Origin of the sequence: Streptomyces sp. NPDC102270 (genome assembly GCF_044766405.1) — a bacterium.
Taxonomy (GTDB): Bacteria; Actinomycetota; Actinomycetes; order Streptomycetales; family Streptomycetaceae; genus Streptomyces.
Genome location: NZ_JBIWLX010000001.1, coordinates 553,041 through 575,966, shown reverse-complemented (window position 1 = coordinate 575,966; position 22,926 = coordinate 553,041). Strand labels below are relative to the sequence as shown.

Below are 22,926 nucleotides of genomic sequence, written 5' to 3'. Positions count from 1 at the left end.
TCCTGACCACCATGCTGACCATCACCCAGGCCCTCGTCGACCAGATCGTCGCGCACGCGCGCAAGGACCACCCCGACGAGGCGTGCGGAGTCGTCGCGGGACCGGCCGGGTCGGACCGCCCCGAGCGCTTCATCCCCATGCTCAACGCCGCGATGTCGCCGACGTTCTACGAGTTCGACTCCGGCGACCTGCTCAAGCTGTACCGCGAGATGGACGACCGCGACGAGGAGCCGGTGGTCATCTACCACTCCCACACCGCGACCGAGGCCTACCCCTCCCGCACGGACATCTCCTACGCCAACGAGCCCGGCGCCCACTACGTCCTCGTCTCCACCGCCGACACCGACGGCCTCGGCGACTTCCAGTTCCGCTCCTACCGGATCCTCGACGGCGAGGTCACCGAGGAGGAGGTCACGGTCGTCGAGGCCTACTGATCTCGCGATCCGGTCGGGAACCATCCAGTATGCGAGATCACACTCCGGGATCCGGACCGGGAATCGATACGATGAGCCCATGGTTCTGAACGACGTGAGCGAGAAGACGCCGGGCATCCTGCTCGTGGCGCGGCTGCACGTCGACCTGTGCAGGCTGAACAGCGCCATCTGTTGACCTTCCCTGCCGCCGTACGGCCGTGAGCCGCGGCGCGCGTTCGCCGTGCGCCCACCGACCAGACCACTTTCCGACAGGAGCCCGCCACCATGGCCATCGAGGTCCGCATCCCGACCATCCTCCGCACCTACACCGACGGCCAGAAGGCGGTGGAGGGCAACGGGAACACCCTCGCCGAGCTCTTCGCCGACCTGGAGACCCGGCACGCGGGCGTCCAGGCGCGCATCGTGGACGGCGGCGAGCTGCGCCGCTTCGTCAACGTCTACCTCAACGACGAGGACGTCCGCTTCCTCGACGGCATCAACACCAAGCTCACCGACGGCGACAACGTCACGATCCTGCCGGCCGTGGCCGGCGGCATGGCCTGATCGTCGATGCGTTACGACTCCCCGCTGGCCGCGGTGGGCAACACCCCCCTGGTGCGCCTGCCGCGGCTCTCGCCGTCCGCCGACGTCCGCATCTGGGCGAAGCTCGAGGACCGCAACCCGACCGGCTCGGTCAAGGACCGCCCCGCGCTGCACATGATCGAGCAGGCGGAGAAGGACGGCCGCCTCACGCCCGGCTGCACCATCCTGGAGCCCACCTCCGGCAACACCGGCATCTCTCTCGCGATGGCCGCCAAGCTCAAGGGCTACCGCATGGTGTGCGTGATGCCCGAGAACACCTCGCAGGAACGCCGCGAACTGCTCGCCATGTGGGGCGCCGAGATCATCCCGTCCCCGGCCGCGGGCGGCTCCAACACCGCCGTGCGGGTCGCCAAGGAGCTGTCCGCCGAGCACCCCGACTGGGTGATGCTCTACCAGTACGGCAACCCCGACAACGCGGGCGCCCACTACGCGACCACCGGCCCGGAGATCCTCGCCGACCTCCCCTCGGTCACCCACTTCGTCGCGGGCCTCGGCACCACCGGCACCCTGATGGGCGTCGGCCGCTACCTGCGCGAGCACAAGCCGGACGTGAAGATCGTCGCCGCCGAGCCGCGCTACGACGACCTGGTCTACGGGCTCAGGAACCTCGACGAGGGCTTCGTACCGGAGCTGTACGACGCGTCGGTGCTGACCACCCGCTTCTCGGTGGGCTCCGCCGACGCGGTCACCCGCACCCGCGAGCTCCTCCAGCAGGAGGGCATCTTCGCGGGCGTCTCCACGGGCGCCGCCCTGCACGCGGCGATCGGCGTCGGCACCAAGGCACTGAAGGCGGGGGAGTCCGCCGACATCGTGTTCGTCGTGGCCGACGGCGGCTGGAAGTACCTCTCGACCGGCGTCTACACGGCGGCGACGACGGAGGAAGCGATCGAGACGCTCCAGGGCCAGCTCTGGGCGTGACGTTCTACGTCGCGCTCTGGGTGTGACGATCTACGTCGCCAGGTGACGGACCTGATCCCACAGGACCGGGTCCATCACCCCCGCCCTCCGCCGGAAGTCCCCCACCGGAACCTGCCGCAGCTCGTCCGTCTCCAGGAAGCTCGCGCGCCCCTGGGCATCGCCCACCGAGCCCGGCGGCAACGGGATGACGCCGCCCCGCTCGTGATGGTACTTGCTGGTGATCTTCGCGACGGTGACCCGCCCGCCGCGCACCGCCAGCACGAGACACGGCCGGTCCTTGCCCCCCGGACCGTCCTCGTACGGCACCTGCGCCCACCAGATCTCGGCGGGCCGCGGCCGCACCCCCGTCGTACGCCCGGACGGCCGAGTCGTCCGGTCCGCGCGCCCGCGAGGCCGATGCCCCCGCCCCCAGCCGTCCACCAGGGTGGCGACCAGCGCGAGCAGCACCACCGCCACGAGCGCGAGCCACCAGGACGTGTCCATGAGGACGACGGTACCGGCGCGCGAACTGCCCCGCGCGCCCTCTGCGGAACCCGTGATCCCTCTCTCACTCCCCACGCGCTGCTGGTCCAGCCGAACCGGTGACAGCACAGGTGAGTTCGCCCACAACAGCCCTTGGCGGAGGAGCGACCGGGGGTTTTGCGCCTTACGCTCGACGGACCGCACGACCCCCGTCTCCATCCCAGAAAAGTTCCCGCCAGCGGAGGTTTCTGTTTTATGAAGCTCACCGTCGTCGGCTGCTCGGGGTCGTTCCCGTCCGCGGAATCGGCCTGCTCGAGCTACCTCGTCGAGGCCGACGGCTACCGGCTGCTTCTCGACATGGGCAACGGTGCCCTTGGCGAGCTGCAGCGCCACTGCGGTCTCTACGACCTCGACGCGATCTTCCTCAGCCATCTGCACGCCGACCACTGCATCGACATGTGCGCGTACTTCGTCGCGCGCTACTACCGCCACGACGGCGGCCGCTGCGACCCCCTCCCGGTCTACGGCCCCGAGGGCACCGAGCACCGCCTCACCACGGCCTACGCCGACACCCCCACCGCCTCCTCCATGAGCGAGGTCTTCGACTTCCACACGGTCAAGCCGTCCACCTTCGACATCGGCCCGTTCACGGTGCACACCGAGCGAGTGGCACACCCGGTGGAGGCGTACGGCATCCGCGTCGAGCACGGCGGCAAGTCCCTGACCTACTCCGGCGACACCGGTCTGAGCCCCGCCCTGACCGAACTCGCCCGCGACACCGACCTGTTCCTGTGCGAGGCCGCCTTCACGCACGGCAAGGAAGACATCCCCGACCTGCACCTCAACGGCCGCGAGGCGGGTGAGACGGCGACCCGGGCAGGCGCCCGCCGCCTGGTCCTCACCCACATCCCCCCGTGGACCGACCCTCAGGTCAACCTCGCCGACGCGCGCGCGACGTTCGACGGCCCGGTGTCCCTGGCGACGCCGAGGGTGACGTACGAGATCTAGCACCACGGCATCGCCCACGGCATGACGAAGGCCCCCGGAGAGGTTCAGGACTCCGGGGGCCTTCGTCGTACGTCAGCCGGGCATCAGGCCTTCGTGAGGTCCTCGACCTCCTCCTCGGGCTCGCGGCCGGGGGTGGGGAGGTTCCACTTGACGATGGCGAAGCGGAAGACGGCGTAGTAGATCGCGCCGAAGACCAGGCCGACCGGGATCAGCAGCCAGGGCTTGGTGGAGATGCCCCAGTTGATGAAGACGTCGATGAAGCCGGCCGAGAAGCTGAAGCCCATGTGCATGCCCAGCGCCCACGTCACCGCCATCGAGACCGCGGTGAGGACCGCGTGGATGGCGTAGAGCACCGGGGCGATGAACATGAACGTGAACTCGATCGGCTCGGTGACACCCGTGACGAACGAGGTCAGCGCCATCGACATCATCATGCCCATCACGGCCTTGCGGCGCTCCGGACGGGCCGAGTGGGCGATCGCCAGGGCGGCGGCGGGCAGGCCGAACATCATGATCGGGAAGAAGCCGGTCATGAACATACCGGCGCTCGGGTCGCCGCCGAAGAAGCGCGGAAGGTCGCCGTGGAAGACAGTGCCGGAGGAGTTGGTGAACTCGCCGATCTGGAACCAGGCCACGGAGTTGACGAACTGGTGCATGCCGATCGGGATCAGCGCGCGGTTGATGAGACCGAAGAGCGCCGAACCGAATGAGCCGAGACTCGTCATCCACTCGCCGAAGTTGGTGATGACCTCACCGATGGGCTCCCAGCCCAGCACGACCAGGACACCGAGGACGGTGCCGACGGCGGCCGTGATGATCGGGACGAGCCGGCGGCCGTTGAAGAAGCCGAGCCAGTCGACGAGCCTCTTGCGGTGGTAGCGCTGCCACAGCACGGCGGTCAGCAGGCCGAGGATGATGCCGCCGAGCACGCCCGGGTTCTGGAAGCTCGCGGTCTGCGCGGCCTCGGTGCCCTTCTGCCAGAAGCCGCCGCCGAGGCCGGTCGGCGTGTACGTGGCACCCTCGTGCCCGTCCTTGATCGGGTACTGGTGGATCACCGCGTAGTAGGCGAGGAAACCGACCACCGCGGCCAGCGCCGTCGAGCCGTCGGCCTTCTTCGCGAAGCCGATGGCCACACCGATGCAGAACAGCAGGGGCAGACCGAAGGAGCTGTCCAGCAGAGCGCCACCGGCCCCGGCGAACACCTTGGCCACGTCGGCGGGTATGTGGAACTTCTTCTGGGAGTCCGCTTGACCGAGCCGGAGCAGCAGGCCCGCCGCCGGCAGCACGGCGATCGGGAGCTGCAGGCTGCGGCCTACCTTTTGGAGGCCCTGAAAAAGGCCTGATCCCCGCTTCTTCGGGGGCGCCGCCGAGGGCGCAGTGGCGGTGCTCATAACGCTTCCTCCATCGGGTGGTGGTCTACACCACTCAGTGGTGTAGACCTGTTGTACACGATGGGCGCGTTATAAGGAACCCGTCAGTTCCGCAACCGGAGGACTACACCTTGGTGACGTCCTCGACCTCCTCCTCGGGCTCCCGGCCCGGCGTCTTGAGGTCGAACTTCGTGATCGCGAACCGGAAGATCACGTAATAGAGGACCGCGAAACACAGGCCGATCGGCATGATCGCCCACGGTCTCGTCGCGAGGTTCCAGTTGATGACGTAGTCGATGAGACCGGCCGAGAAGCTGAAACCGTCATGCACCCCCAGCCCCCACGTCACCGCCATCGACACCCCCGTCAGCACCGCGTGCACCACGTACAGCAACGGCGCGACGAACAGGAACGAGTACTCGATCGGCTCGGTGATCCCCGTCACGAAGGACGTCAGGGCCACGGAGAGCATCAGGCCGCCGATCTCCTTGCGCCGCCCCGGCCTCGCACAGTGCGTGATCGCCAGCGCCGCCGCCGGCAGCGCGAACATCATGATCGGGAAGAACCCCGAGGTGAACTGCCCCGCGTTCGGATCCCCCGCCAGGAACATGTTGATGTCGCCGTGCACCTCGGTGCCGTCCGGCTTGGTGTACGTCCCGAACTGGAACCAGATGGGCACGTTCAGGAACTGGTGCAACCCGATCACCAGCAACGCCCGGTTCGCGACACCGAACAGCCCCGCACCCCACGCCCCCGCGTCCTTCAGCCAGTCACTGAAGTTCTCCAGCCCGTCACCGATCGGCGGCCACACCCACAGACACAGCGCGGCGAACACGATTGCCACGAACGCCATGATGATCGGCACCAGCCGCCGCCCGTTGAAGAAGCCGAGCCAGTCCACCAGCTTCGTGCGGTGGTACCGCTGCCAGAAGAACGCCGTCAGCAGCCCCATCACGATGCCGCCGAACACTCCCGGGTTCTGGTAGGTGAACGCCACCACCGTCTGGTCCACCGTCGCCTGGCACCCGATGCCCTGCACGGCCTTCGCCCCGCTCGGACAGTCCTCCGGGAACTGCCTCAACACCGAGAAGTAGACGAGGAATCCGGCCACCGCGGCCAGCGCCGTCGACCCGTCCGACTTCTTCGCCATCCCGATCGACACACCCACGCAGAACAGCAGCGGCAGCCCGAGCTGACCGTCGAGCAGCGCTCCACCCGCACCCGCCATCACCTTCGAGACGTTCGTCCACCCCAGCCCCTCGTCCCCGAACACGTCCGGCTGACCGAGCCGGTTGAGGATGCCCGCGGCCGGCAGTACGGCGATGGGCAGCTGAAGACTGCGACCCATCTTCTGCAGCCCCTGGAACGCCGACTGCCAACGCCGGCGCACGGATGAGATGTCGGTCTCTGAACTCATCAGTTGGCGACCGCCTGTCGGGTGGTGTAGACCAGTCACGGACGATTGAGCAGCTGTGACGTCATCTTTCGGTACACACGGCGCAATCGCTCCCGAAGTTGGGCCAACTGTGCATGAGGAGACCGACATGGCCACCAAGGCAGAGAAGATCGTCGCCGGGCTCGGCGGCATCGAGAACATCGAAGAGGTCGAGGGCTGCATCACCCGCCTGCGCACCGAGGTCGTCGACGCGGGCAAGGTCGACGAAGCCGCCCTCAAGGCCGCCGGCGCCCACGGCGTCGTCAAGATGGGCACCGCGATCCAGGTCGTCATCGGCACGGACGCCGACCCGATCGCAGCGGAGATCGAGGACATGATGTGAGCTGAGCACCCACCCGGGAGGCCGATAGGCTCAACGCCATGTCTCGAATCGACGGCCGCACCCCCGAACAACTCCGCCCGGTCACCATCGAACGCGGCTGGAGCAAGCACGCCGAGGGCTCCGTCCTCGTCTCCTTCGGCGACACCAAGGTCTTCTGCACCGCCTCCGTCACCGAAGGAGTCCCCCGCTGGCGCAAGGGCAGCGGCGAGGGCTGGGTGACCGCCGAGTACTCCATGCTGCCCCGCGCCACCAACACCCGCGGCGACCGCGAATCCGTCCGCGGCAAGATCGGCGGCCGTACGCACGAGATCAGCCGGCTCATCGGCCGCTCCCTGCGCGCGGTCATCGACTACAAGGCGCTCGGCGAGAACACCATCGTCCTCGACTGTGACGTCCTCCAGGCCGACGGCGGCACCCGCACCGCCGCGATCACCGGCGCCTACGTCGCCCTCGCCGACGCCATCGCCTGGGCCCAGGGCAAGAAACTGATCAAGGCCGGCCGCCGACCGCTGACCGGAACCGTGAGCGCGGTCTCCGTCGGCATCGTGGGAGGCGTCCCCCTCCTCGACCTCCGCTACGAGGAGGACGTGAAGGCCGACACCGACATGAACGTCGTCTGCACCGGCGACGGCCGCTTCGTCGAGGTCCAGGGCACCGCCGAGGCCGAGCCCTTCGCCCGCGACGAGCTCAACTCCCTCCTCGACCTCGCGGTCCTGGGCTGCTCGGAACTCGCCGTCCTGCAGAACAAGGCGCTCGACACGGTCCTCGAAAGGTAAAGGGACCGCCAAGAATGGTGGCCGGCGCGCGCAACCCGACCGACCGTACCGGCGTCTTCGGGAGTACGGGCGCCCGCTTGTGCGCAACGGGCGCCCGGCCAGTCAACGGGGGCCTCCTGAGGCCTGCCACAGGGAGGAAACAGATCCATGGCCGCGAGCCGACGCCGCCGTAGTCGCCGTATCACCATCGCCGCCGCGGTGGCCGCCGTAGGACTCACGGTCGGCCTTACCACCGGCTGCGACGCCGTCAGCAAGGCACTGGACTGCGTCCAGACCGCCGAGGCCGTCGCCGACAGCGTCACCGACCTCCAGCAGGCCGTGGAGAACGCGTCCAACGACCCCACCCAGATCGACGAGGCCCTCGCCTCCATCGACCAGAACCTCGACGAGATCGGCGACAAGACCGACAACGCCGACGTCAACAAGGCGGTCGACCACCTCAACTCCGCCGTGGCCAACGTCCGTACGGCGGTCAAGAACGGCGACGAGACCCCGGACCTGAGCCCGATCACCGACGCGGCCGGCGAACTGACCAAGGTCTGCACGCCGTAATACTGGTGGCATGACCCGCCTGATCCTCGCCACCCGCAACGCCGGCAAAATCACCGAGCTCCACGCGATCCTCGCCGACGCAGGTCTGCCCTTCGACCTCGTCGGCGCGGACGCGTACCCCGAGATCCCCGACGTCAAGGAAACCGGCGTCACCTTCGCCGAGAACGCCCTCCTGAAGGCCCACGCCCTCGCTCAGGCAACGGGCCTCCCCGCGGTCGCGGACGACTCGGGCCTGTGCGTGGACGTCCTGAACGGCGCCCCGGGAATCTTCTCGGCCCGCTGGTCGGGACGCCACGGCGACGACCGCGCGAACCTGGAGTTGCTGCTGGCCCAGCTCTCGGACATCGCCGACGAACACCGAGGCGCCCACTTCGCCTGCGCGGCGGCCCTCGCCCTGCCGGACGGCACGGAGAGGGTGGTCGAGGGCCGCCTGAAGGGCGTGTTGCGCCACACCCCGGTAGGCACGAACGGCTTCGGCTACGACCCGATCCTCCAGCCGGAGGGCGAGACCCGGAGCTGCGCCGAACTGAGCGCCGAGGAGAAGAACGCGATCAGTCACCGGGGGCAGGCGTTCCGGGCGCTGGTGCCGGTGGTGCGGGAGCTGTTGGGCTGACAAGGGCGAGGGCCCACCCGGTGCTGGGTGGACCTTCGAATCAAAGGTTGTGCGGCCGGAGGGACTCGAACCCTCAAGGGATTTCTCCCACAACATCCTAAGTGTTGCGCGTAGGCCAGTTCCGCCACGGCCGCCCGCGCTCATGCTACCCGGCGAGGCGACATCGTAGTCGAGGACCTCTAGAGGGCCCTCCGGCCGCCTCGACACCAGGTCGTCGTGGTCGCGTGGCAGTTGGGGCACAGCAGCCGCAGGTTCTCGCGCCGGTCGTCGCTCCAGTCCCCGTTGATGTGATCGACCTCCAAAGTCATGGGCTTGCCGAGCCATTCGGGGCCTGTTCCGCACTCGGCGCACTCCTCAGGCACGCCCACTTCGGCGAGCGCTCGGCGGAGCAGGTGGGTTCTGGTCCGTCGGCTGCCGTCACGCTCGACCAGGATGTCTTCGGCGCGCCTGAGCGGTGTGGTGCCCGGGCCACCGCGTTGATGTGCCTGCCCCAGGAAGTGGGACGTATCGAGACCCTCCTCGGCGACCCAGCGGCGGAACTGAGCACGCGACCTGTTGTTGTAGGGCTCCAGGCCCAGAGCCCGGAGCGCATCCGCGATGGAGGTTGCTCCTTCGACCGCCTGATGCAGCTCGTCCGTGGCGGGTCTGTCGGGCGCTTCCTTCGCTCGCCGCTGACGGGGCATGTGCGAGACGTCGATCCCGAAGTGGTCGAAGCGCCGGAAGAGATGGCCGCGTAGTTGACCGTATGGGCGGGTGCCGAAGAAGGCGACGACCTCATCGATGTTCGAACACCGCGAGGCGGCCTCCGCCAGCTGTTCCTGTGTGTACCGCACGCCGTTGCTCATGAGGTCCTGGCCTTGCCCCGGCCTCGGTAACGGTCCGTCGTCGAATGGCAGTTGGGACACAGGAACCGCAGATTCTCGATGCGGTTGTCGCGCCAGTCGCCATTGATGTGGTCGACTTCCAGAGGGAGCGGATGTCCTCGCCAGACCGCCTCTGTGCCGCACAGGGCGCAGCGCTCCCGTACGCCTGTCTCGTTCATCGCCCACCGGAGACGATCACTGGGGATGCGTCGAGCCTGCCCGTGCGGCTGCTCGACGAGCAGGTTTTCCGGCGTTCGAGGCCTCCAGATCTTGCCCCGCTGGGTGGGTGCCTGGAAGTGCGATACGTCGATGCCGTACGCCTTGATCCGCCGACTGATGTGTGTGTGGTGCCCGCCGACGACCTCGAGTCCTAGCCGGCGCAGCACCTCACACATGTTCGTCGACGCCGAGACGGCTTCCTGGAGGATCTCCCGCGTCCACTTCACCCCTTCCTGCTCGAAGTGCGAGACGTCAACGCCCAGCTTCTTCATCCGCTCGAAGACGTACCGCCGAGTCGAACTCCGCGGATCCACCCCGAGCCTCTGCAGGGCTTCGGACAACGTCCGAGCCCCCCGAGCCGCCTCCTCCAGCCGCTCCTTGGTGTACGCACTGGCCCCCACCGAACGCCCTCCGTTCTCGACCGCATGTTCGCGACCTCGTACGGAGTAACGAACCGCTTATCGGTCAGTCACGCCCGAAACGTAAAGCGGCCCACACCGGGCATTCCGGTGCGAGCCGCTCGGCAGGGGGAACGCGGAGGCTCAGATACCCAGGTCCTTGATGATCTTCGCCACGTGCCCCGTCGCGCGGACGTTGTACAGGGCCCGTTCGACCTTGCCCTCCTCGTCCACGACGATCGTGGAGCGGATGACGCCCATGTACGTCTTGCCGTAGTTCTTCTTCTCGCCGTAGGCGCCGTAGGCCTCGGTGACGGTCTTCTCCGGGTCGGCCAGGAGGGTGACCTTCAGGGATTCCTTGTCGCGGAACTTCGCCAGCTTCTCCGGGGCGTCGGGGGAGATGCCGATGACGTCGTAGCCCGCGCCGGCCAGCACCTCCAGGTTGTCGGTGAAGTCGCAGGCCTGCTTCGTGCAGCCGGGGGTCAGGGCGGCCGGGTAGAAGTAGACGATGACCTTGCGGCCCTTGTGGGCGGAGAGGGACACGTCGTTGCCGTCGGCGTCGGGCAGGGTGAAGGCGGGGGCCACGTCCCCGGGCTGGAGTCGCTCGCTCATTGGGTCAGCGTAACCGGGGGTCCTGACCGTGCGGTCGCGGGCGGAACTGACACACTGTCCAGGACAAGTAGCAGCGACACCGGAGGCTCTACCGTGGCGGACACGTCGGACATCAGAACCCCGGCGCAGATCGAGGCGGACATCAAGCGCCGCCGCGAGGTGCTGGCAGAGACGCTCGACGAGATCGGGGTGCGGGTGCACCCCAAGACGATCGTCGGCGACGCCAAGGCCAAGGTCGTCTCCACCATCGACCACACGCTCGGGCGGGCGTACGTCTCCGTCAACAAGGCCGTCACCGATGTGAAGGCCCAGTTCGTGGACGAGGAGGGCGCGCCCCGGCTGGAGCGTGTCGTGCCGGTCGCCCTCGTCGCCGTGGGACTCGTGGGGCTGCTCGCCCTGGGCACCCGGCGCCGCAAGCGCTGACCCGGCCGCGTACACGGGCGCCGAAGACAGGTAGGTTCAGTGGCGTGAGCGCCAAGAGAAACGACACCCCGCACGACAAGCTGCCCATCCGGATGCTGCACGACCGCGTACTCGTGCGGCAGGAGAACGGTGAGGGCGAGCGGCGGTCGGGTGGTGGCATCCTGATTCCCGCCACCGCGGCCGTCGGGCGCCGGCTGGCCTGGGCCGAGGTCGTCGCCGTGGGGCAGAACGTACGGACCGTGGAGCCCGGGGACCGGGTGCTGTACGACCCGGAGGACCGGGCCGAGGTCGAGGTGCGCGGGACCGGTTACGTCCTCATGCGTGAGCGTGATCTGCACGCCGTGGCGGCCGACCGGTTCGAGGGCTCCGAGGACTCGACGGGCCTGTACCTGTAGAACGACTACCTGTAGATCGACTACCTGTAGATCGACGCGAGAGGGGCCGGTGACCTACGTCACCGGCCCCTCTCGTCGTGCCGTGGGACGGTCAGTCCCGTCGGGCCGAGCTCAACAGGCCCGCGCCCTCCGTCGTCGCCCCGCCGCTCGGGCTGTCTCCGGTGGTGCCTCCGGTCGTGCCGCCCGTCGTGCCGCCGTCGCCCGTGGTGCCGCCGTTCGTCGGGCCGCCCGTGGTCCCGCCCGTCGTGGTGCCGCCGCCGTCCGTGGTGCCGCCGGTCGTGCCTCCGGTGGTGCCGCCCGTCGTGGTGTCGCCGCCGGTCGTGGTCGTACCGCCGTTGTCCTGGCCCTGGGTCTGCCCCTCGGTCTGGCCCTGGGTGTCCTGGCCGCCGGTGGTGTCGCCCGTGGTGCCGCCGTTGTCCTGGCCGCCCGTGGTCGGGTCGACGGGGGCCTGGCTGCTGGGGGCCTGCTCCTCGGCGCCCGCCTGGAGTTCGAGGTCGAAGTCGCTGTCCGAGGTGCCCTTGAGGGCGGCCTTGGTGTACTGCGCCCAGATCTCGGCGGGCGGTCCGCCGCCGTTGACGCGCTGCAGGCCCATCGCGCCGTACAGCGACTTGTGCGCGGCGGTCACCGGGTCCTGGCCCATGACGGAGACGACCGTGGCCAGTTCGGGGGTGTAGCCGGCGAACCAGGCCGCGGTGTCCTCCTCGGCGGTGCCGGTCTTGCCGGCGGCGGGGCGGTCCGCGCCCTGGGCGGCGGTGGCGGTGCCGTTCTCGACGACGCTCTGCAGGATCGAGGTGGTGGTGTCGGCGGCCTCGCGGCTGACGGCCTGTTCGGTTTTCTTCCGGGGCAGCTCGACGGTCTGCTCACCGTCCTTGGTGATCTTGTCGATCATCGTGTACGTGCCGTGACGGCCGTGGTTGGCGAGGGTGGCGTAGGCCTCCGCCATGTCGAGGACGCTCGCGGTGTTCACGCCGAGCGCGATGGACGGGGAGGCCGTCAGGTCCGGGGTGTCGGAGGGGATGCCCAGGTCGATCGCGGTCTGCTTGACCTTGTCGGAGCCGACATCGACGGCCATCTGCGCGTACACCGAGTTGACGGACTTGTCGGTGGCCGCGCGGACGGTGATCTCGCCGTAGGAGCCCTGGTCCTCGTTCTCGGGGGCGTAGCTGCCGCCGTTCCACCCGACGACGGGGCGCTTGTTGGTGCCGTCGTAGTAGGTGTTGGGCGTGATGAGCTGGCCGTCCTGGGTCTCGGAGTGGTTCTGGACGGCCGAGGCGAACACGATGGGCTTGAAGATGGAGCCGACCTGGAAGTCGCCGCGGGTCGCGCCGTTCGTGTACTGCTTGACGTAGTCGATGCCGCCGTACATCGCGACGACCTTGCCGGTCTTCGGGTCGACGGAGGCGCCGCCCGCGCGGACGTAGTTGTCGACCTTGTTGTTCTTCTTGTCGAGCTTCTTGATCACCTGGTCGTCGACGGCCTTCACGAAGGCGTCCTGCTTGCTCTTGTCCAGGGTGGTGGTGATGCGGTAGCCGCCCGCCTCCAGCTGGTCCCTGGTGAGGATCTTGTTGTCGATGATGTAGTCCTCGACCGCGTTCTTGATGTAGCCGCGCTGCCCGGACAGGCCGGTGGAGAGGGTCTGTTCCTTCGGCATCGGGAACTTCAGTCCGGTGCGCGCGGACTGGGCCAGCCAGCCCTTCTTGACCATGCCGTCCAGGACGTAGTTCCAGCGGGCCTCGGCCGCCGCCCTGTTCTGGGGGTGTGCGACGACGTCGTACTCGCTCGGCGCGTTGACCAGCGCGGCGAGGTAGGCGGCGTGGGCCGGGTCGAGGTCGACGGCGTCCATGCCGTAGTAGGCCTGGGCGGCGGCCTGGATGCCGTAGGCGTTGCGGCCGAAGTAGCTGGTGTTGAGGTAGCCCTCGAGGATCTGGTCCTTGGACTTCTCGCGGTCCAGCTTGATCGAGATGAAGAACTCCTTGGCCTTGCGGGTGACGGTCTGTTCCTGGGCCAGGTAGTAGTTCTTCACGTACTGCTGGGTGATCGTGGAGCCGGACTGCTTGCCCTTGCCGGTGGCGGTGTTCCAGCCGGCGCGGAGCATGGCCTTGGGGTCGATCGCGGACTCGGTGTAGAAGTCGCGGTCCTCGGCGGCGAGTACGGCGTGCTGGGCGTCCTTGGAGACCTGGGCGAGGGAGACGTTCTCGCGGTTGACCTCGCCGTCGCGGGCGAGCTGGCTGCCGTCGGCGTAGAGGTAGACGTTGGACTGCTTCATGGCGAGCGCGTTGGCCGACGGGATGTTGACCATGGAGTAGCCGAGGAAGAACAGGCCGGCCAGGGCGATCAGACCGAGGACGAGGGTGCCCAGCACCATGCGCCAGGTCGGGATCACCCGTCGCCAGCCGGTGCGCCTGGGCCGCTTGGCCTTCTTCTTTTCGCCGGGCTCTTCGGGCGTCTGCGGTTCGCTCGGTGCCCAGCCCTTGGTCGGCTGCTGCGGCTGGTCGCTCATCTCGTGCACGGACTCCTGTTTCGCGTCGTACGTTCCCGTACGACCTCGTACGCCTTCTGCGTCCCCTGTTGAAGACTCTCGCACCCCGCGTTCCGTTCCCGGATATGGCGCGCGTCTCGCCGGGAAAATGGGTGGCCCGCCCTGTCACCTGCGCACTAGGCTCCTGCGCTTTGGTGCCGGCGGGCCGAGGAGGGCTGTGGATGTGGGTTCCTGGCGGTTGTACGCGGCCGTCGCGGCAGGGGGATTCAGACGATACGCGACATATCGCGCGGCCACGTTCGCGGGGGTGTTCACCAACACCGTTTTCGGTGTGATCCTCGTCTACACGTATCTCGCGCTGTGGGACGAGAAGCCTCATCTGGGGGGCTACGACCAGGCGCAGGCGGTCACCTACGTATGGCTGGGGCAGTGTCTCTACTCGACGCTGGCGATCCAGGGCGGCGGCGCCGAGAAGGACGTGATCGAGCGGATCCGCACGGGGGAGATCGCGGTCGATCTGTACCGTCCGGCCGACCTCCAACTGTGGTGGCTGGCGAGCGACTTGGGCAGGTCCTTGTTCCAGCTGCTGGGCCGCGGTGTGATCCCCTTCACCTTCGGCGCGCTGTTCTTCCCGATGGCGCTGCCCACGGACGTCATGTCCTGGGCGGCCCTGCTGGTGGCGCTGCTGCTCGCGATGCTGGTCAGTTTCGGGATCCGCTATCTGGCCGCCCTGAGCGTGTTCTGGCTGATGGACGGCATGGGCATCATGCAGGCCGTGATGATCACGGGGGTCTTCTGCTCGGGCATCGTGTTCCCGCTCAACGCCTTCCCCGGGGTGCTGGGCGACATCGTGCGGGCGCTGCCGTGGGCGGCGCAGCTGCAGATGCCGGCGGACGTACTGATGGGGGAGACCGACCCGCTCGGCGCGTACGCCTTCCAGGCGACCTGGGCGGTGGTGCTGCTGACGGCAGGGCGGCTGCTGCAGTCGGCGGCGACCCGGCGGGTGGTGGTGCAGGGTGGCTGAGACCGGGACGTCCCGCCTGGGCGAGGGTGTGCGGGCCTACTGGCTGATCGCGGGCATGTGGGTGCGGTCCGCCATGACCTACCGCACCTCCTTCGTCGTCACGATGTGCGGCAACCTGCTGATGACCTGCCTGGACTTCGTCGGGATCCTGCTGATGTTCTCGCAGGTCGACTCGCTGGGCGGCTGGGGCCTGCCCGAGATCGCCTTCCTCTACGGCCTCTCGGTGACCGCCTTCGGGATCGCCGACCTGGTGCTCGGCTCGATGGACGTGCTGGGCGCCCGGATCCGTGACGGCTCCTTCGACATCCTGCTGGTGCGGCCGGCACCGGTGCTCGCGCAGATCGGGGCGGACCACTTCGCGGTGCGCCGCCTGGGCCGGATCATCCAGGGCACGGTGGTGCTGGTGTGGGCGCTGGCTTCGGTGGACGTCGACTGGAGCGCGGCGAAGGTGCTGCTGGTGCCGGTGATGGTGGTCAGCGGCGCGGTGCTCTTCAGCGCGGTGTTCGTGGCGGGCGCGGCCTTTCAGATCTTCGCGCAGGACGCCTCCGAGGTGCAGAACGCGTTCACGTACGGCGGTACGACCCTGCTGCAGTACCCGCCGACGGTGTTCGGGAAGGACTTCGTGCGCGGGGTGACGTTCGTGCTGCCCCTCGCCTTCGTCAACTGGGTGCCGGCCTCCTATGTGCTGGGCAGGCCGTATCCGCTGGATCTGCCGCACTGGGCGGCCTTCACGCCGCCGCTGGTGGCGCTGGCGTGCTGTGCGCTGGCCGGGCTCGCGTGGCGGGCGGGGCTCGGGTCGTATCGGAGTACCGGGAGTTAGCGATGGACACGTTCATTGAACTGGACCATGTCGAGAAGGTCTTCGACGTGCGCAAGAAGACCGGCTTCCTGAAACGGGAGCGGCGCCAGGTGCGGGCGGTCGACTCGATCTCCTTCACCGTGGCCCGCGGTGAGATGGTCGGGTACATCGGCCCGAACGGCGCCGGCAAGTCGACCACGATCAAGATGCTCACGGGCATCCTGACACCGAGCGGTGGCCGGCTGCGGGTGGCGGGGATCGACCCGTCCCGGGAGCGGACGAAGCTCGCCCACCGCATCGGCGTGGTCTTCGGCCAGCGCACGACCCTGTGGTGGGACCTCCCGCTGATCGACTCCTACAAGCTGATGCACCGCATGTACCGCATCCCGGACGCCCGTTACCGCGAGAACCTCGACCGCTGCGTCGAACTCCTCGAACTGGCCGACCTGTTGGACGTCCCGGTACGCCAACTGTCCCTGGGCCAACGGATGCGGGGGGATATCGCGGCAGCACTCCTGCACGACCCCGAGGTGCTGTACCTGGACGAGCCGACCATCGGACTCGACGTCATCTCCAAGGCCAAGGTGCGGGGATTCCTGCGGGAGTTGAACACCGAGCGCGGCACGACGGTCCTGCTGACCACCCACGACCTCCAGGACATCGAGCAGCTCTGCTCGCGCGTGATGGTCATCGACCACGGGCGCCTGATGTACGACGGTCCCCTCGCCGGCCTCCACGAGGTGGGCGAGAGCGAGCGCACCCTTGTGGTGGACCTGGAGCGGGAGTTGCCGCCGATCCAGGCCCCGGGTGCGCGCGTGGTGAAGGTGCAGGGGCCGCGGCAGTGGCTGGCGTTCCCGGCGTCCGAGTCGGCGGCGGCGCTGGTGGCGCGGGTCGCGGCGGAGTACCCGCTGGTGGATCTATCGGTGCGGGAGCCGGACATCGAGGCGGTGATCGCCAAGATGCTGCATTCATTGGGGGATGCCCCCAAACCCCCGTCGGGAGAAGCCGAGAAAGCGGTGTCGTAGCCATGGGATGAGCCAACTCGTAGGCTGATTCCATGACGGACGCTGTGTCTTCCGGGGGGACACCCCCCAGGCCCCCCGGGCCGGAGCTGCGTGCCTCCGACGCCGATCGTGAGCGAGTCTCCGAGGTCCTGCGGGACGCCCTCGCGGAAGGGCGGCTCGACATGGAGGAGTTCGAGGAGCGACTGGACGCGACGTACAAGGCGCGGACGTACGGGGAGCTCGCGCCGATCACCCGTGACCTGCCGGTCGGCGGCGTGGCCGTTCCCAAGGTCGACATGCTGAAGCGGCCCGAACCGGACGGGAGTTGGGCGTCCCGGATCGTCGGCGGCGAGGGTTCGTCCACGTGGGCCGTCGCCGTGATGTCCGGGTTCCAGCGCAAGGGGCGGTGGACCGTGCCCCGGCGGTTCAACTGCTTCGCCTTCTGGGGCGGCGGGGAGATCGATCTGCGGGAGGCGAACTTCGCCGACGGCGAGGTCGAGATCAACTGTGTCGCGATCATGGGCGGGATGCAGGTCGTCGTGCCGCCGGGGGTCGAGGTCGTGGTGCGCGGGATCGGGATCATGGGCGGGTTCGACCACCGCGAGGAGGGGGTCCCGGGGGAGCCGGGGGCACCTCGGGTGGTCGTGACCGGGTTCGCGTTCTGGGGCGGCGTCGGCGTCGAGCGGAAGGTGACGAGGGCCGAGCGCCAGCGGCTCCGGGACGAGCGGCGGCAGCAGCGGCTGGATCGCCGGGAGGCCGTCCGGGAGCTGAGGGAGTCGGTCCGGGACGATGTGCGCGACGCGCATCGGCGGCTGATCGGGGATCACCACGGCCTGATGCGGGAACGACGCCGGCGACGCGAGGACTGATCGGTCGGTGGGGTCCGTTGCGGCGACCGGCCCCACCGGCCCGCAGCTACAGCCGTGCCGCCGTGGACCCCTTCAGGTAGGCCAGGTCGAAGGTGTCCGCCATCCGCTCGTACCCCTTGTCGTTGGGGTGGAGGCGGTCCCCCGAGTCGTACATCGCGCGGAGCCCGAGGGGGTTGTACGGATCCCTCAGCGCCTTGTCGAAGTCGACCACCGCGTCGTAGACCCTGCCCGCACGGATCTCCGCGTTGACGGTCTGGCGGACCCCTTCGCGGGCCTCGTTCCATGTGGTGCGCTTGCCGACGGGCATGAGGGTCGCGCCGACGACCTTGATGCCGCGGGCGTGGGCCTGGCGGACCAGGTCGCGCAGGCCGGCCAGGAGCTTGCCGGCATCGACGGTGCCCGGGGTGCGGAGGATGTCGTTGATGCCGAGGTCGATGACGACGATCTTGACGTTGGGGCGGTCGAGCACGTCCCGCCGGAAGCGGCGGATGCCGGCCTGGTTCTCCAGGGGGCGGCCCCGGGCGTCCGCGAGGACCCGGTTGCCGCCGATCCCGGCGTTGACGACGCTGTAGCGGGGCAGATCCCGGCCGGCGGCGAGCGCGGTGCGCAGGCGCCGGTTCAGGAAGTCCGGCCAGCGGGCGTTCGCGTCGAGGGTGGAGTTCTTGCCGTCGGTCAGCGAGTCACCGAAGGCGACCACCGTCCCGTCGGCCTCGTCGCCGAGCACGTCCAGCGCGGTGAGGTACCGCCAGTGGTCGACCTGCTCGGTGTACCCCGTCCCGGTCTCGTCCTCGGTGAGGTCGCCCGGGCCGGCGTACGAGGTCTGGCGGGCCGTCGGGTGGTAGGTGACCGGGCCGGACAGGGTGGGCGAGTAGGTGGTGACGAGGACGTCGCCGCCCGTCGGGACGGCCAGGGCGACGGCGTCGCTGAGCACCTGTCCGCCCGCCGCGATGACGACCGTGGTGGTGCCGGCGAACGTGAGCCGCCGCGTGGTCCCCGGCTGCGCCGCGGCGGTCCGCGGGCCGGCGGCGAGCGCGAGGGAGGCGTGCGTGATGGCCAGCGGGGTCCGGCCGTAGAGATTGGACAGCGTGATACGGGCACTCGTACCGCCGACGCCGGCGTGGACGACGTTGCGGACGGAGCGGCCGGTCATGCCCTCGGCCTGGGTGCCGGGCTCGGCGCCGACCGGGGAGGCGGACCAGCTGCCGACCCAGACCCCGGCGGACACGGGCGCGGCGGAGGGACGTACGGGTGAGCCGGACAGCGCGGTCCGGTCCGAGGTACCGGTGTCGGCCGCCACTCCGACGTAGACGGCGGTGGACAGGGCCACGATCAGGGCGACGATCGCGGTCAGCAGGGCGTAACCATGACGCCGAGTCATGCGGACTTGTTCTCCTAGGGCGATGGGAGCCCGGGGCTCCGATCTGATCAACTCATGATGAGGCATAAACCGGGGGAGAAGTGACGAGACCCCCTACCGGTTCCCTCATCCGGACTGACGCCGGGAACTCCTGTTCTGTTCCATGAGTCGGTCAGGAAGGGACAATGTGTGGGGGATCACCGAACGGGTGGAGCGGATGGAACGCACGAAATCTGAGGAAGCGGAACCGTCTGACGTGGAGCGGCCGGCCCGAGGGGGCGGGGGCGTGACGTCCCCGGGCCGTGCCGCGCCCGCTGCGGCCGTACGTGCGATGACCACCTTCAGCGCGGCGGACGAGGAGAAACAGCGCGGTGTGCGCCAGATGAAGCTCATCGCGGCCGGGCTGCTGCTCTTCGTGGCGCTGGTGTACGTGCTGGCCAAGTGGGCGTCTCATGAGGGTGCCGGTGCCTGGGCCGGCTATGTCGCCGCGGCCGCCGAGGCCGGCATGGTGGGCGCGCTCGCCGACTGGTTCGCGGTCACCGCCCTGTTCCGTCACCCCCTCGGCCTGCCCATCCCGCACACCGCGATCATCCCCACCAAGAAGGACCAGCTGGGGGTGTCACTGGGCGAGTTCGTCGGCGAGAACTTCCTCTCGGAGGATGTCGTACGACAGCGGCTGCGGGCCGTGGGCATCGGCAGCCGGCTGGGCACCTGGCTGGCCGCTCCCGAGCACGCCGACCGGGTCACCGCGGAGCTGTCGGCCGCGCTCCGGGGTGCCCTGACCGTCCTGCGGGACTCCGACGTCCAGGCCGTGGTCGGCGAGGCGATCACCCGGCGGGCCGACGCCCAGGAGATCGCGCCCGGCATCGGGAAGATGCTGGACAAGGTCGTCGCCGACGGCGGGCACCGGCGGGTCGTCGACCTGGTGGTGGCGCGGGCCCACGACTGGCTCGTGCTCCATGACGAGCAGGTCATGGACGCGGTGCAGGGGGGCGCGCCCGGCTGGACCCCCCGCTTCGTCGACAAGAAGGTCGGCGAGCGGGTCTACAAGGAGCTGCTGCGGTTCGTGACCGAGATGCGGGACATGCCGTCGCATCCGGCGCGCGGGGCTCTCGACCGGTTCCTGACGGACTTCGCAGGCGACCTCCAGTCCGACACGGACACCCGCGCGCGTGTCGAGCGGCTCAAGGGCGAGGTGCTGGGGCGCGGCGAGGTCCAGGACCTGATCGCGTCCGCCTGGACCGCCGTACGGTCGATGATCGTCTCCGCCGCCGAGGACGAGCGCAGTGAGCTGCGGCTGCGGGTGCGGGCGTCGCTGCTGTCGCTGGGGGCGCGGATGGCCGTCGACCCCAAGGTGCAGGCGAAGGTCGACGGGTGGGTGGAAGGGGCCGCGGTGTACGTGGTCACCACCTACCGGCGCGAGATCACCTCCCTGATCACGGACACGGTGGCCGGCTGGGACGCCGAGCACACGACCCGGAAGATCGAGGCGAACATCGGCCGCGACCTTCAGTTCATCCGGATCAACGGCACGGTGGTGGGGTCGCTCGCGGGCTTGTTGATCTATACGGTGTCGCGGGCGCTGGGGGCGTAGCCGGGCTGGTCGCGGGCACCCGATCGGGGTTCGTTCGACGATCGCCCGCCGATCGCCCGAGGGGGAGGGAGCCCTTCCGTGACCACAGCCCAGGCCGATACCGGCCGCACCCTGACGACCGACATCCCTGCCAGACTCGACCGGCTTCCCTGGTCCCGCTGGCACTGGACGATCGTCATCGGACTCGGCACCGTGTGGATCCTCGACGGCCTCGAGGTCACGGTCGTCGGCAACATCGCGAGCCGGCTCTCGGAGCCGGGGAGCGGGCTGTCCATCTCCTCCGGGCAGGTCACCGGTGTCGCGGCGGCGCTGTATGTGGCCGGGGCGTGCGTGGGGGCGCTGTTCTGGGGGCGGCTGACGGACAAATGGGGCCGCAAGAAGCTGTTCATGATCACGCTGGCGGTGTATCTGGCGGCCACGGCGCTGACGGCGGTGTCCTTCGACTCCTGGTGGTTCTTCCTGTTCCGGTTCCTGACCGGGTTCGGGATCGGCGGTGAGTACGCGGCGATCAACTCCGCGATCGACGAGCTGATCCCGGCGCAGTACCGGGGCCGGGTCGACCTGATGATCAACGGGAGTTTCTGGCTGGGAGCGGTGGGCGGCTCCCTGCTGTCGATCGTCGCGCTGAACACGGACATCTTCGCGAAGGACGTGGGGTGGCGGCTGACGTTCGCGCTGGGGGCGGTGCTGGCCTTTGTGATCCTGCTGGTGCGGCGGCATGTGCCGGAGAGTCCGCGGTGGCTGCTGATCCACGGGCGGGACGAGGAAGCGGAACGGATCGTCTCGTCGATCGAGGAGCGGGTCGAGGAGGAGAGGGGCGGCGAGCGGTTGCCGCGGCCCGAGGGTGAGATCACGATCCGTCAGCGGCGGAGCGTGACGTTCGTGGAGATCGCGCGGACGGTGTTCTCGGACTACCGGCGCCGGTCGATCCTTGGGTTCTCGCTCTTCATCGGCCAGGCCTTCCTCTACAACGCGATCACGTTCGGGTTCGGGGCGATCCTCACGACGTTCTTCGACGTGCCGACGGGGGACACCGGGTACTACTTCGCGGTCATCGCGATCGGCAACTTCTTCGGGCCGCTGCTGCTGGGCAAGCTGTTCGACACGGTGGGGCGGCGGGTGATGATCTCGTCGACCTACCTGCTCTCGGGGCTGCTGCTGTTCGCGACGGCCTGGCTGTTCGACCGGGGGTCGCTGAGCGCGAACACGATGACGGCGTGCTGGTGTGCGGTGCTGTTCTTCGCGTCGGCGGGTGCGTCGAGTGCCTACCTCACGGTGTCCGAGGTGTTCCCGATGGAGACGCGGGCGATGTCGATCGCGTTCTTCTACGCGCTGGGTACGGCGGCGGGCGGCATCAGCGGACCGCTGCTGTTCGCCGACCTGACGAGCACGGGCAAGGTCGGCGACACGGTGCTCGCCTTCCAGATCGGCGCGGGGCTGATGTGTGCGGCGGGTCTGGTGGCGGCGTTCCTGGCGGTGCGGGCGGAGGGACGGTCGCTGGAGGACATCGCTAAGCCGCTGACGGCGATGTGAGGTGTGGGTCGTATGCCTGCGGGTTCGGTTTCGCGTGCGGGTTCGGTGGGGGCGGGCGTTGTGCGCAGTTCCCCGCGCCCCTGGATGCCTGCGGCGGCCTGTTCCGGTCCGGTGGGGGCGGGTGTAGCGCGCGAGGTCGGCGGCCGGTCCTTCCTGATGCAGGGTGCCTGCAACCCCCTAGGGGCGCGGGGAACTGCGCGACCAGCCCCCACGGCCCCGCACCCGCCCGACAACCTCACCCGGCACCCCCTCAGGCGCCCCGGCCAGGCTCAGCGCAGCGGCACCGCGGGGAACTGCGCGACCGGCCCCGCCGGCCGGTGGCCGCCCGTCAACCGGACTCGGCATCCGATAGGCGCCCCGGCCAGGCTCAGCGCAGCGGCACCGCGGGGAACTGCGCGACCGGCCCCACCGGTCGGTGGCCGCCCGTCAACCGGACTCGGCACCCCGATAGGCGCTCGGTCCAGGCCCAGCGCAGCGGCACCGCACCCGCCCGACAACCTCACCCACGTGGGCGCGGGGCGCCGCTGACCTCTCAGGTGTCGCGGTCCGCGACCGCCCACGACGCGAGGGCCACCGCGCCCGCCACGCCGAACACCGCGGGCCACGCCCCCACCTTCTTGGCCAGCGGGTGGGACCCAGCGAAGGCGGCCACGTACGCGGCCGACAGTGCTCCGGCCGCCTTCCCGCCGGCCCGCTCCCGCCACTGCCGGGCCGCCACGGCCCCGGCGACGGCCAGTACCGCCCCGCCCAGCGGCCGCTTCTTCGTCCAGCGGGCCACGCCGTACCCGCCGACAATCCCGCCCGCAGCGATCGCCGCGCTGGGAACCTTCGCCATATGTGCCTCCTCGTCGATGTGTCCCGAGG

26 protein-coding genes and 1 tRNA gene are annotated in these 22,926 nt (G+C 69.3%); 17 read left to right on the top strand and 10 right to left on the bottom strand.

Annotated elements, in window-relative coordinates:
* Positions 1–11: 11 nt before the first annotated feature.
* From ACIRP7_RS02575 to ACIRP7_RS02560, 4 genes are all read left to right on the top strand, one after another.
* Positions 12–434 (top strand): Mov34/MPN/PAD-1 family protein, encoded by a 423-nt coding sequence (locus ACIRP7_RS02575; RefSeq protein WP_393600134.1) that lies wholly within the window; start codon positions 12–14, stop codon positions 432–434.
* 79 nt (positions 435–513) lie between these two features.
* Entirely contained in the window at positions 514–609 is a 96-nt protein-coding gene (locus ACIRP7_RS02570) for a putative leader peptide (RefSeq protein ID WP_020940333.1), read from the top strand.
* A gap of 89 nt (positions 610–698) precedes the next feature.
* Positions 699–977 (top strand): MoaD/ThiS family protein, encoded by a 279-nt coding sequence (locus ACIRP7_RS02565; RefSeq protein WP_007382355.1) that lies wholly within the window; start codon positions 699–701, stop codon positions 975–977.
* 6 nt (positions 978–983) lie between these two features.
* A complete protein-coding gene (locus ACIRP7_RS02560) occupies positions 984–1,934 on the top strand; it encodes a cysteine synthase (protein WP_352391179.1) in 951 nt (316 codons plus the stop codon).
* A gap of 30 nt (positions 1,935–1,964) precedes the next feature.
* On the opposite strand, the gene ACIRP7_RS02555 is transcribed toward ACIRP7_RS02560, so the two are convergent.
* Positions 1,965–2,417, bottom strand: coding sequence for a type II toxin-antitoxin system PemK/MazF family toxin (locus ACIRP7_RS02555; protein WP_403652877.1), 453 nt, complete (start codon positions 2,415–2,417; stop codon positions 1,965–1,967).
* A gap of 234 nt (positions 2,418–2,651) precedes the next feature.
* Between ACIRP7_RS02555 and ACIRP7_RS02550 the strand changes: the two genes are divergently transcribed.
* Entirely contained in the window at positions 2,652–3,404 is a 753-nt protein-coding gene (locus tag ACIRP7_RS02550; protein WP_403652874.1) for an MBL fold metallo-hydrolase, read from the top strand.
* A gap of 83 nt (positions 3,405–3,487) precedes the next feature.
* Here ACIRP7_RS02550 and ACIRP7_RS02545 read toward each other — a convergent pair whose 3' ends face one another.
* Positions 3,488–4,795: a PTS transporter subunit EIIC gene (locus ACIRP7_RS02545; protein WP_403652871.1), complete on the bottom strand. Its 1,308-nt coding sequence runs from the start codon at positions 4,793–4,795 to the stop codon at positions 3,488–3,490.
* Between the two features lie 103 nt (positions 4,796–4,898).
* On the bottom strand, positions 4,899–6,191 hold the full coding sequence (locus ACIRP7_RS02540) for a PTS transporter subunit EIIC (RefSeq protein ID WP_403652867.1): 1,293 nt from the start codon (positions 6,189–6,191) through the stop codon (positions 4,899–4,901).
* Positions 6,192–6,318: 127 nt separating this feature from the next.
* Between ACIRP7_RS02540 and ACIRP7_RS02535 the strand changes: the two genes are divergently transcribed.
* From ACIRP7_RS02535 to rdgB, 4 genes are all read left to right on the top strand, one after another.
* The gene (locus tag ACIRP7_RS02535; RefSeq protein WP_123989592.1) at positions 6,319–6,552 is read left to right on the top strand and encodes a glucose PTS transporter subunit EIIB; all 234 of its coding nucleotides are present in this window, start codon (positions 6,319–6,321) and stop codon (positions 6,550–6,552) included.
* Positions 6,553–6,590: 38 nt separating this feature from the next.
* The gene (gene rph / locus ACIRP7_RS02530; RefSeq protein ID WP_403652864.1) at positions 6,591–7,328 is read left to right on the top strand and encodes a ribonuclease PH; all 738 of its coding nucleotides are present in this window, start codon (positions 6,591–6,593) and stop codon (positions 7,326–7,328) included.
* 147 nt (positions 7,329–7,475) lie between these two features.
* A complete protein-coding gene (locus ACIRP7_RS02525) occupies positions 7,476–7,880 on the top strand; it encodes a hypothetical protein (RefSeq protein ID WP_403652861.1) in 405 nt (134 codons plus the stop codon).
* 10 nt (positions 7,881–7,890) lie between these two features.
* Entirely contained in the window at positions 7,891–8,493 is a 603-nt protein-coding gene (gene rdgB, locus ACIRP7_RS02520; protein WP_403652859.1) for an RdgB/HAM1 family non-canonical purine NTP pyrophosphatase, read from the top strand.
* 50 nt (positions 8,494–8,543) lie between these two features.
* On the opposite strand, the gene ACIRP7_RS02515 is transcribed toward rdgB, so the two are convergent.
* From ACIRP7_RS02515 to bcp, 4 genes are all read right to left on the bottom strand, one after another.
* A tRNA-Leu gene (locus ACIRP7_RS02515) sits at positions 8,544–8,627 on the bottom strand.
* Between the two features lie 45 nt (positions 8,628–8,672).
* On the bottom strand, positions 8,673–9,338 hold the full coding sequence (locus ACIRP7_RS02510) for an HNH endonuclease (protein WP_403652856.1): 666 nt from the start codon (positions 9,336–9,338) through the stop codon (positions 8,673–8,675).
* Positions 9,335–9,976 carry an HNH endonuclease signature motif containing protein gene (locus tag ACIRP7_RS02505; RefSeq protein ID WP_403652853.1) on the bottom strand — a complete coding sequence of 214 codons (642 nt, stop codon included), beginning with the start codon at positions 9,974–9,976 and terminating at the stop codon, positions 9,335–9,337. Before ACIRP7_RS02505 ends, ACIRP7_RS02510 begins: the two co-directional genes overlap by 4 nt.
* A gap of 141 nt (positions 9,977–10,117) precedes the next feature.
* Complete coding sequence (bcp, locus tag ACIRP7_RS02500; protein ID WP_403652851.1) at positions 10,118–10,585, bottom strand: thioredoxin-dependent thiol peroxidase; 468 nt, start codon at positions 10,583–10,585, stop codon at positions 10,118–10,120.
* A 93-nt stretch (positions 10,586–10,678) separates the two neighbouring features.
* Here bcp and ACIRP7_RS02495 point away from each other — a divergent pair, with 93 nt between their 5' ends.
* Together ACIRP7_RS02495 and ACIRP7_RS02490 are read left to right on the top strand one after the other, a co-directional pair.
* Positions 10,679–11,008 carry a DUF3618 domain-containing protein gene (locus ACIRP7_RS02495; RefSeq protein ID WP_403652849.1) on the top strand — a complete coding sequence of 110 codons (330 nt, stop codon included), beginning with the start codon at positions 10,679–10,681 and terminating at the stop codon, positions 11,006–11,008.
* A gap of 44 nt (positions 11,009–11,052) precedes the next feature.
* Entirely contained in the window at positions 11,053–11,403 is a 351-nt protein-coding gene (locus tag ACIRP7_RS02490; RefSeq protein WP_123761009.1) for a co-chaperone GroES, read from the top strand.
* Positions 11,404–11,494: 91 nt separating this feature from the next.
* Here the strand turns inward: ACIRP7_RS02490 and ACIRP7_RS02485 are convergent, their stop codons facing one another.
* Positions 11,495–13,903, bottom strand: a complete 2,409-nt coding sequence (locus ACIRP7_RS02485; protein ID WP_403652846.1) for a transglycosylase domain-containing protein — start codon at positions 13,901–13,903, stop codon at positions 11,495–11,497.
* Positions 13,904–14,105: 202 nt separating this feature from the next.
* Here ACIRP7_RS02485 and ACIRP7_RS02480 point away from each other — a divergent pair, with 202 nt between their 5' ends.
* Genes ACIRP7_RS02480 through ACIRP7_RS02465 form a run of 4 tightly spaced genes read left to right on the top strand, consistent with a single transcriptional unit; the run spans position 14,106 to position 17,578 of the window.
* Positions 14,106–14,906, top strand: a complete 801-nt coding sequence (locus ACIRP7_RS02480; protein WP_403653034.1) for an ABC transporter permease — start codon at positions 14,106–14,108, stop codon at positions 14,904–14,906.
* Between the two features lie 55 nt (positions 14,907–14,961).
* On the top strand, positions 14,962–15,726 hold the full coding sequence (locus tag ACIRP7_RS02475) for an ABC transporter permease (RefSeq protein ID WP_403653031.1): 765 nt from the start codon (positions 14,962–14,964) through the stop codon (positions 15,724–15,726).
* Positions 15,727–15,728: 2 nt separating this feature from the next.
* Entirely contained in the window at positions 15,729–16,730 is a 1,002-nt protein-coding gene (locus ACIRP7_RS02470) for an ATP-binding cassette domain-containing protein (protein WP_403652843.1), read from the top strand.
* Between the two features lie 32 nt (positions 16,731–16,762).
* On the top strand, positions 16,763–17,578 hold the full coding sequence (locus ACIRP7_RS02465; protein WP_403652840.1) for a DUF1707 domain-containing protein: 816 nt from the start codon (positions 16,763–16,765) through the stop codon (positions 17,576–17,578).
* Positions 17,579–17,624: 46 nt separating this feature from the next.
* On the opposite strand, the gene ACIRP7_RS02460 is transcribed toward ACIRP7_RS02465, so the two are convergent.
* Positions 17,625–18,956, bottom strand: coding sequence for an SGNH/GDSL hydrolase family protein (locus ACIRP7_RS02460; RefSeq protein WP_403652837.1), 1,332 nt, complete (start codon positions 18,954–18,956; stop codon positions 17,625–17,627).
* 196 nt (positions 18,957–19,152) lie between these two features.
* Here ACIRP7_RS02460 and ACIRP7_RS02455 point away from each other — a divergent pair, with 196 nt between their 5' ends.
* Positions 19,153–20,529, top strand: coding sequence for a DUF445 domain-containing protein (locus tag ACIRP7_RS02455; protein ID WP_403652834.1), 1,377 nt, complete (start codon positions 19,153–19,155; stop codon positions 20,527–20,529).
* Positions 20,530–20,607: 78 nt separating this feature from the next.
* On the top strand, positions 20,608–22,062 hold the full coding sequence (locus ACIRP7_RS02450) for an MFS transporter (protein WP_403652831.1): 1,455 nt from the start codon (positions 20,608–20,610) through the stop codon (positions 22,060–22,062).
* Positions 22,063–22,594: 532 nt separating this feature from the next.
* Here the strand turns inward: ACIRP7_RS02450 and ACIRP7_RS02445 are convergent.
* The gene (locus tag ACIRP7_RS02445) at positions 22,595–22,897 is read right to left on the bottom strand and encodes a hypothetical protein (protein WP_403652828.1); all 303 of its coding nucleotides are present in this window, start codon (positions 22,895–22,897) and stop codon (positions 22,595–22,597) included.
* Positions 22,898–22,926 lie beyond the last annotated feature (29 nt).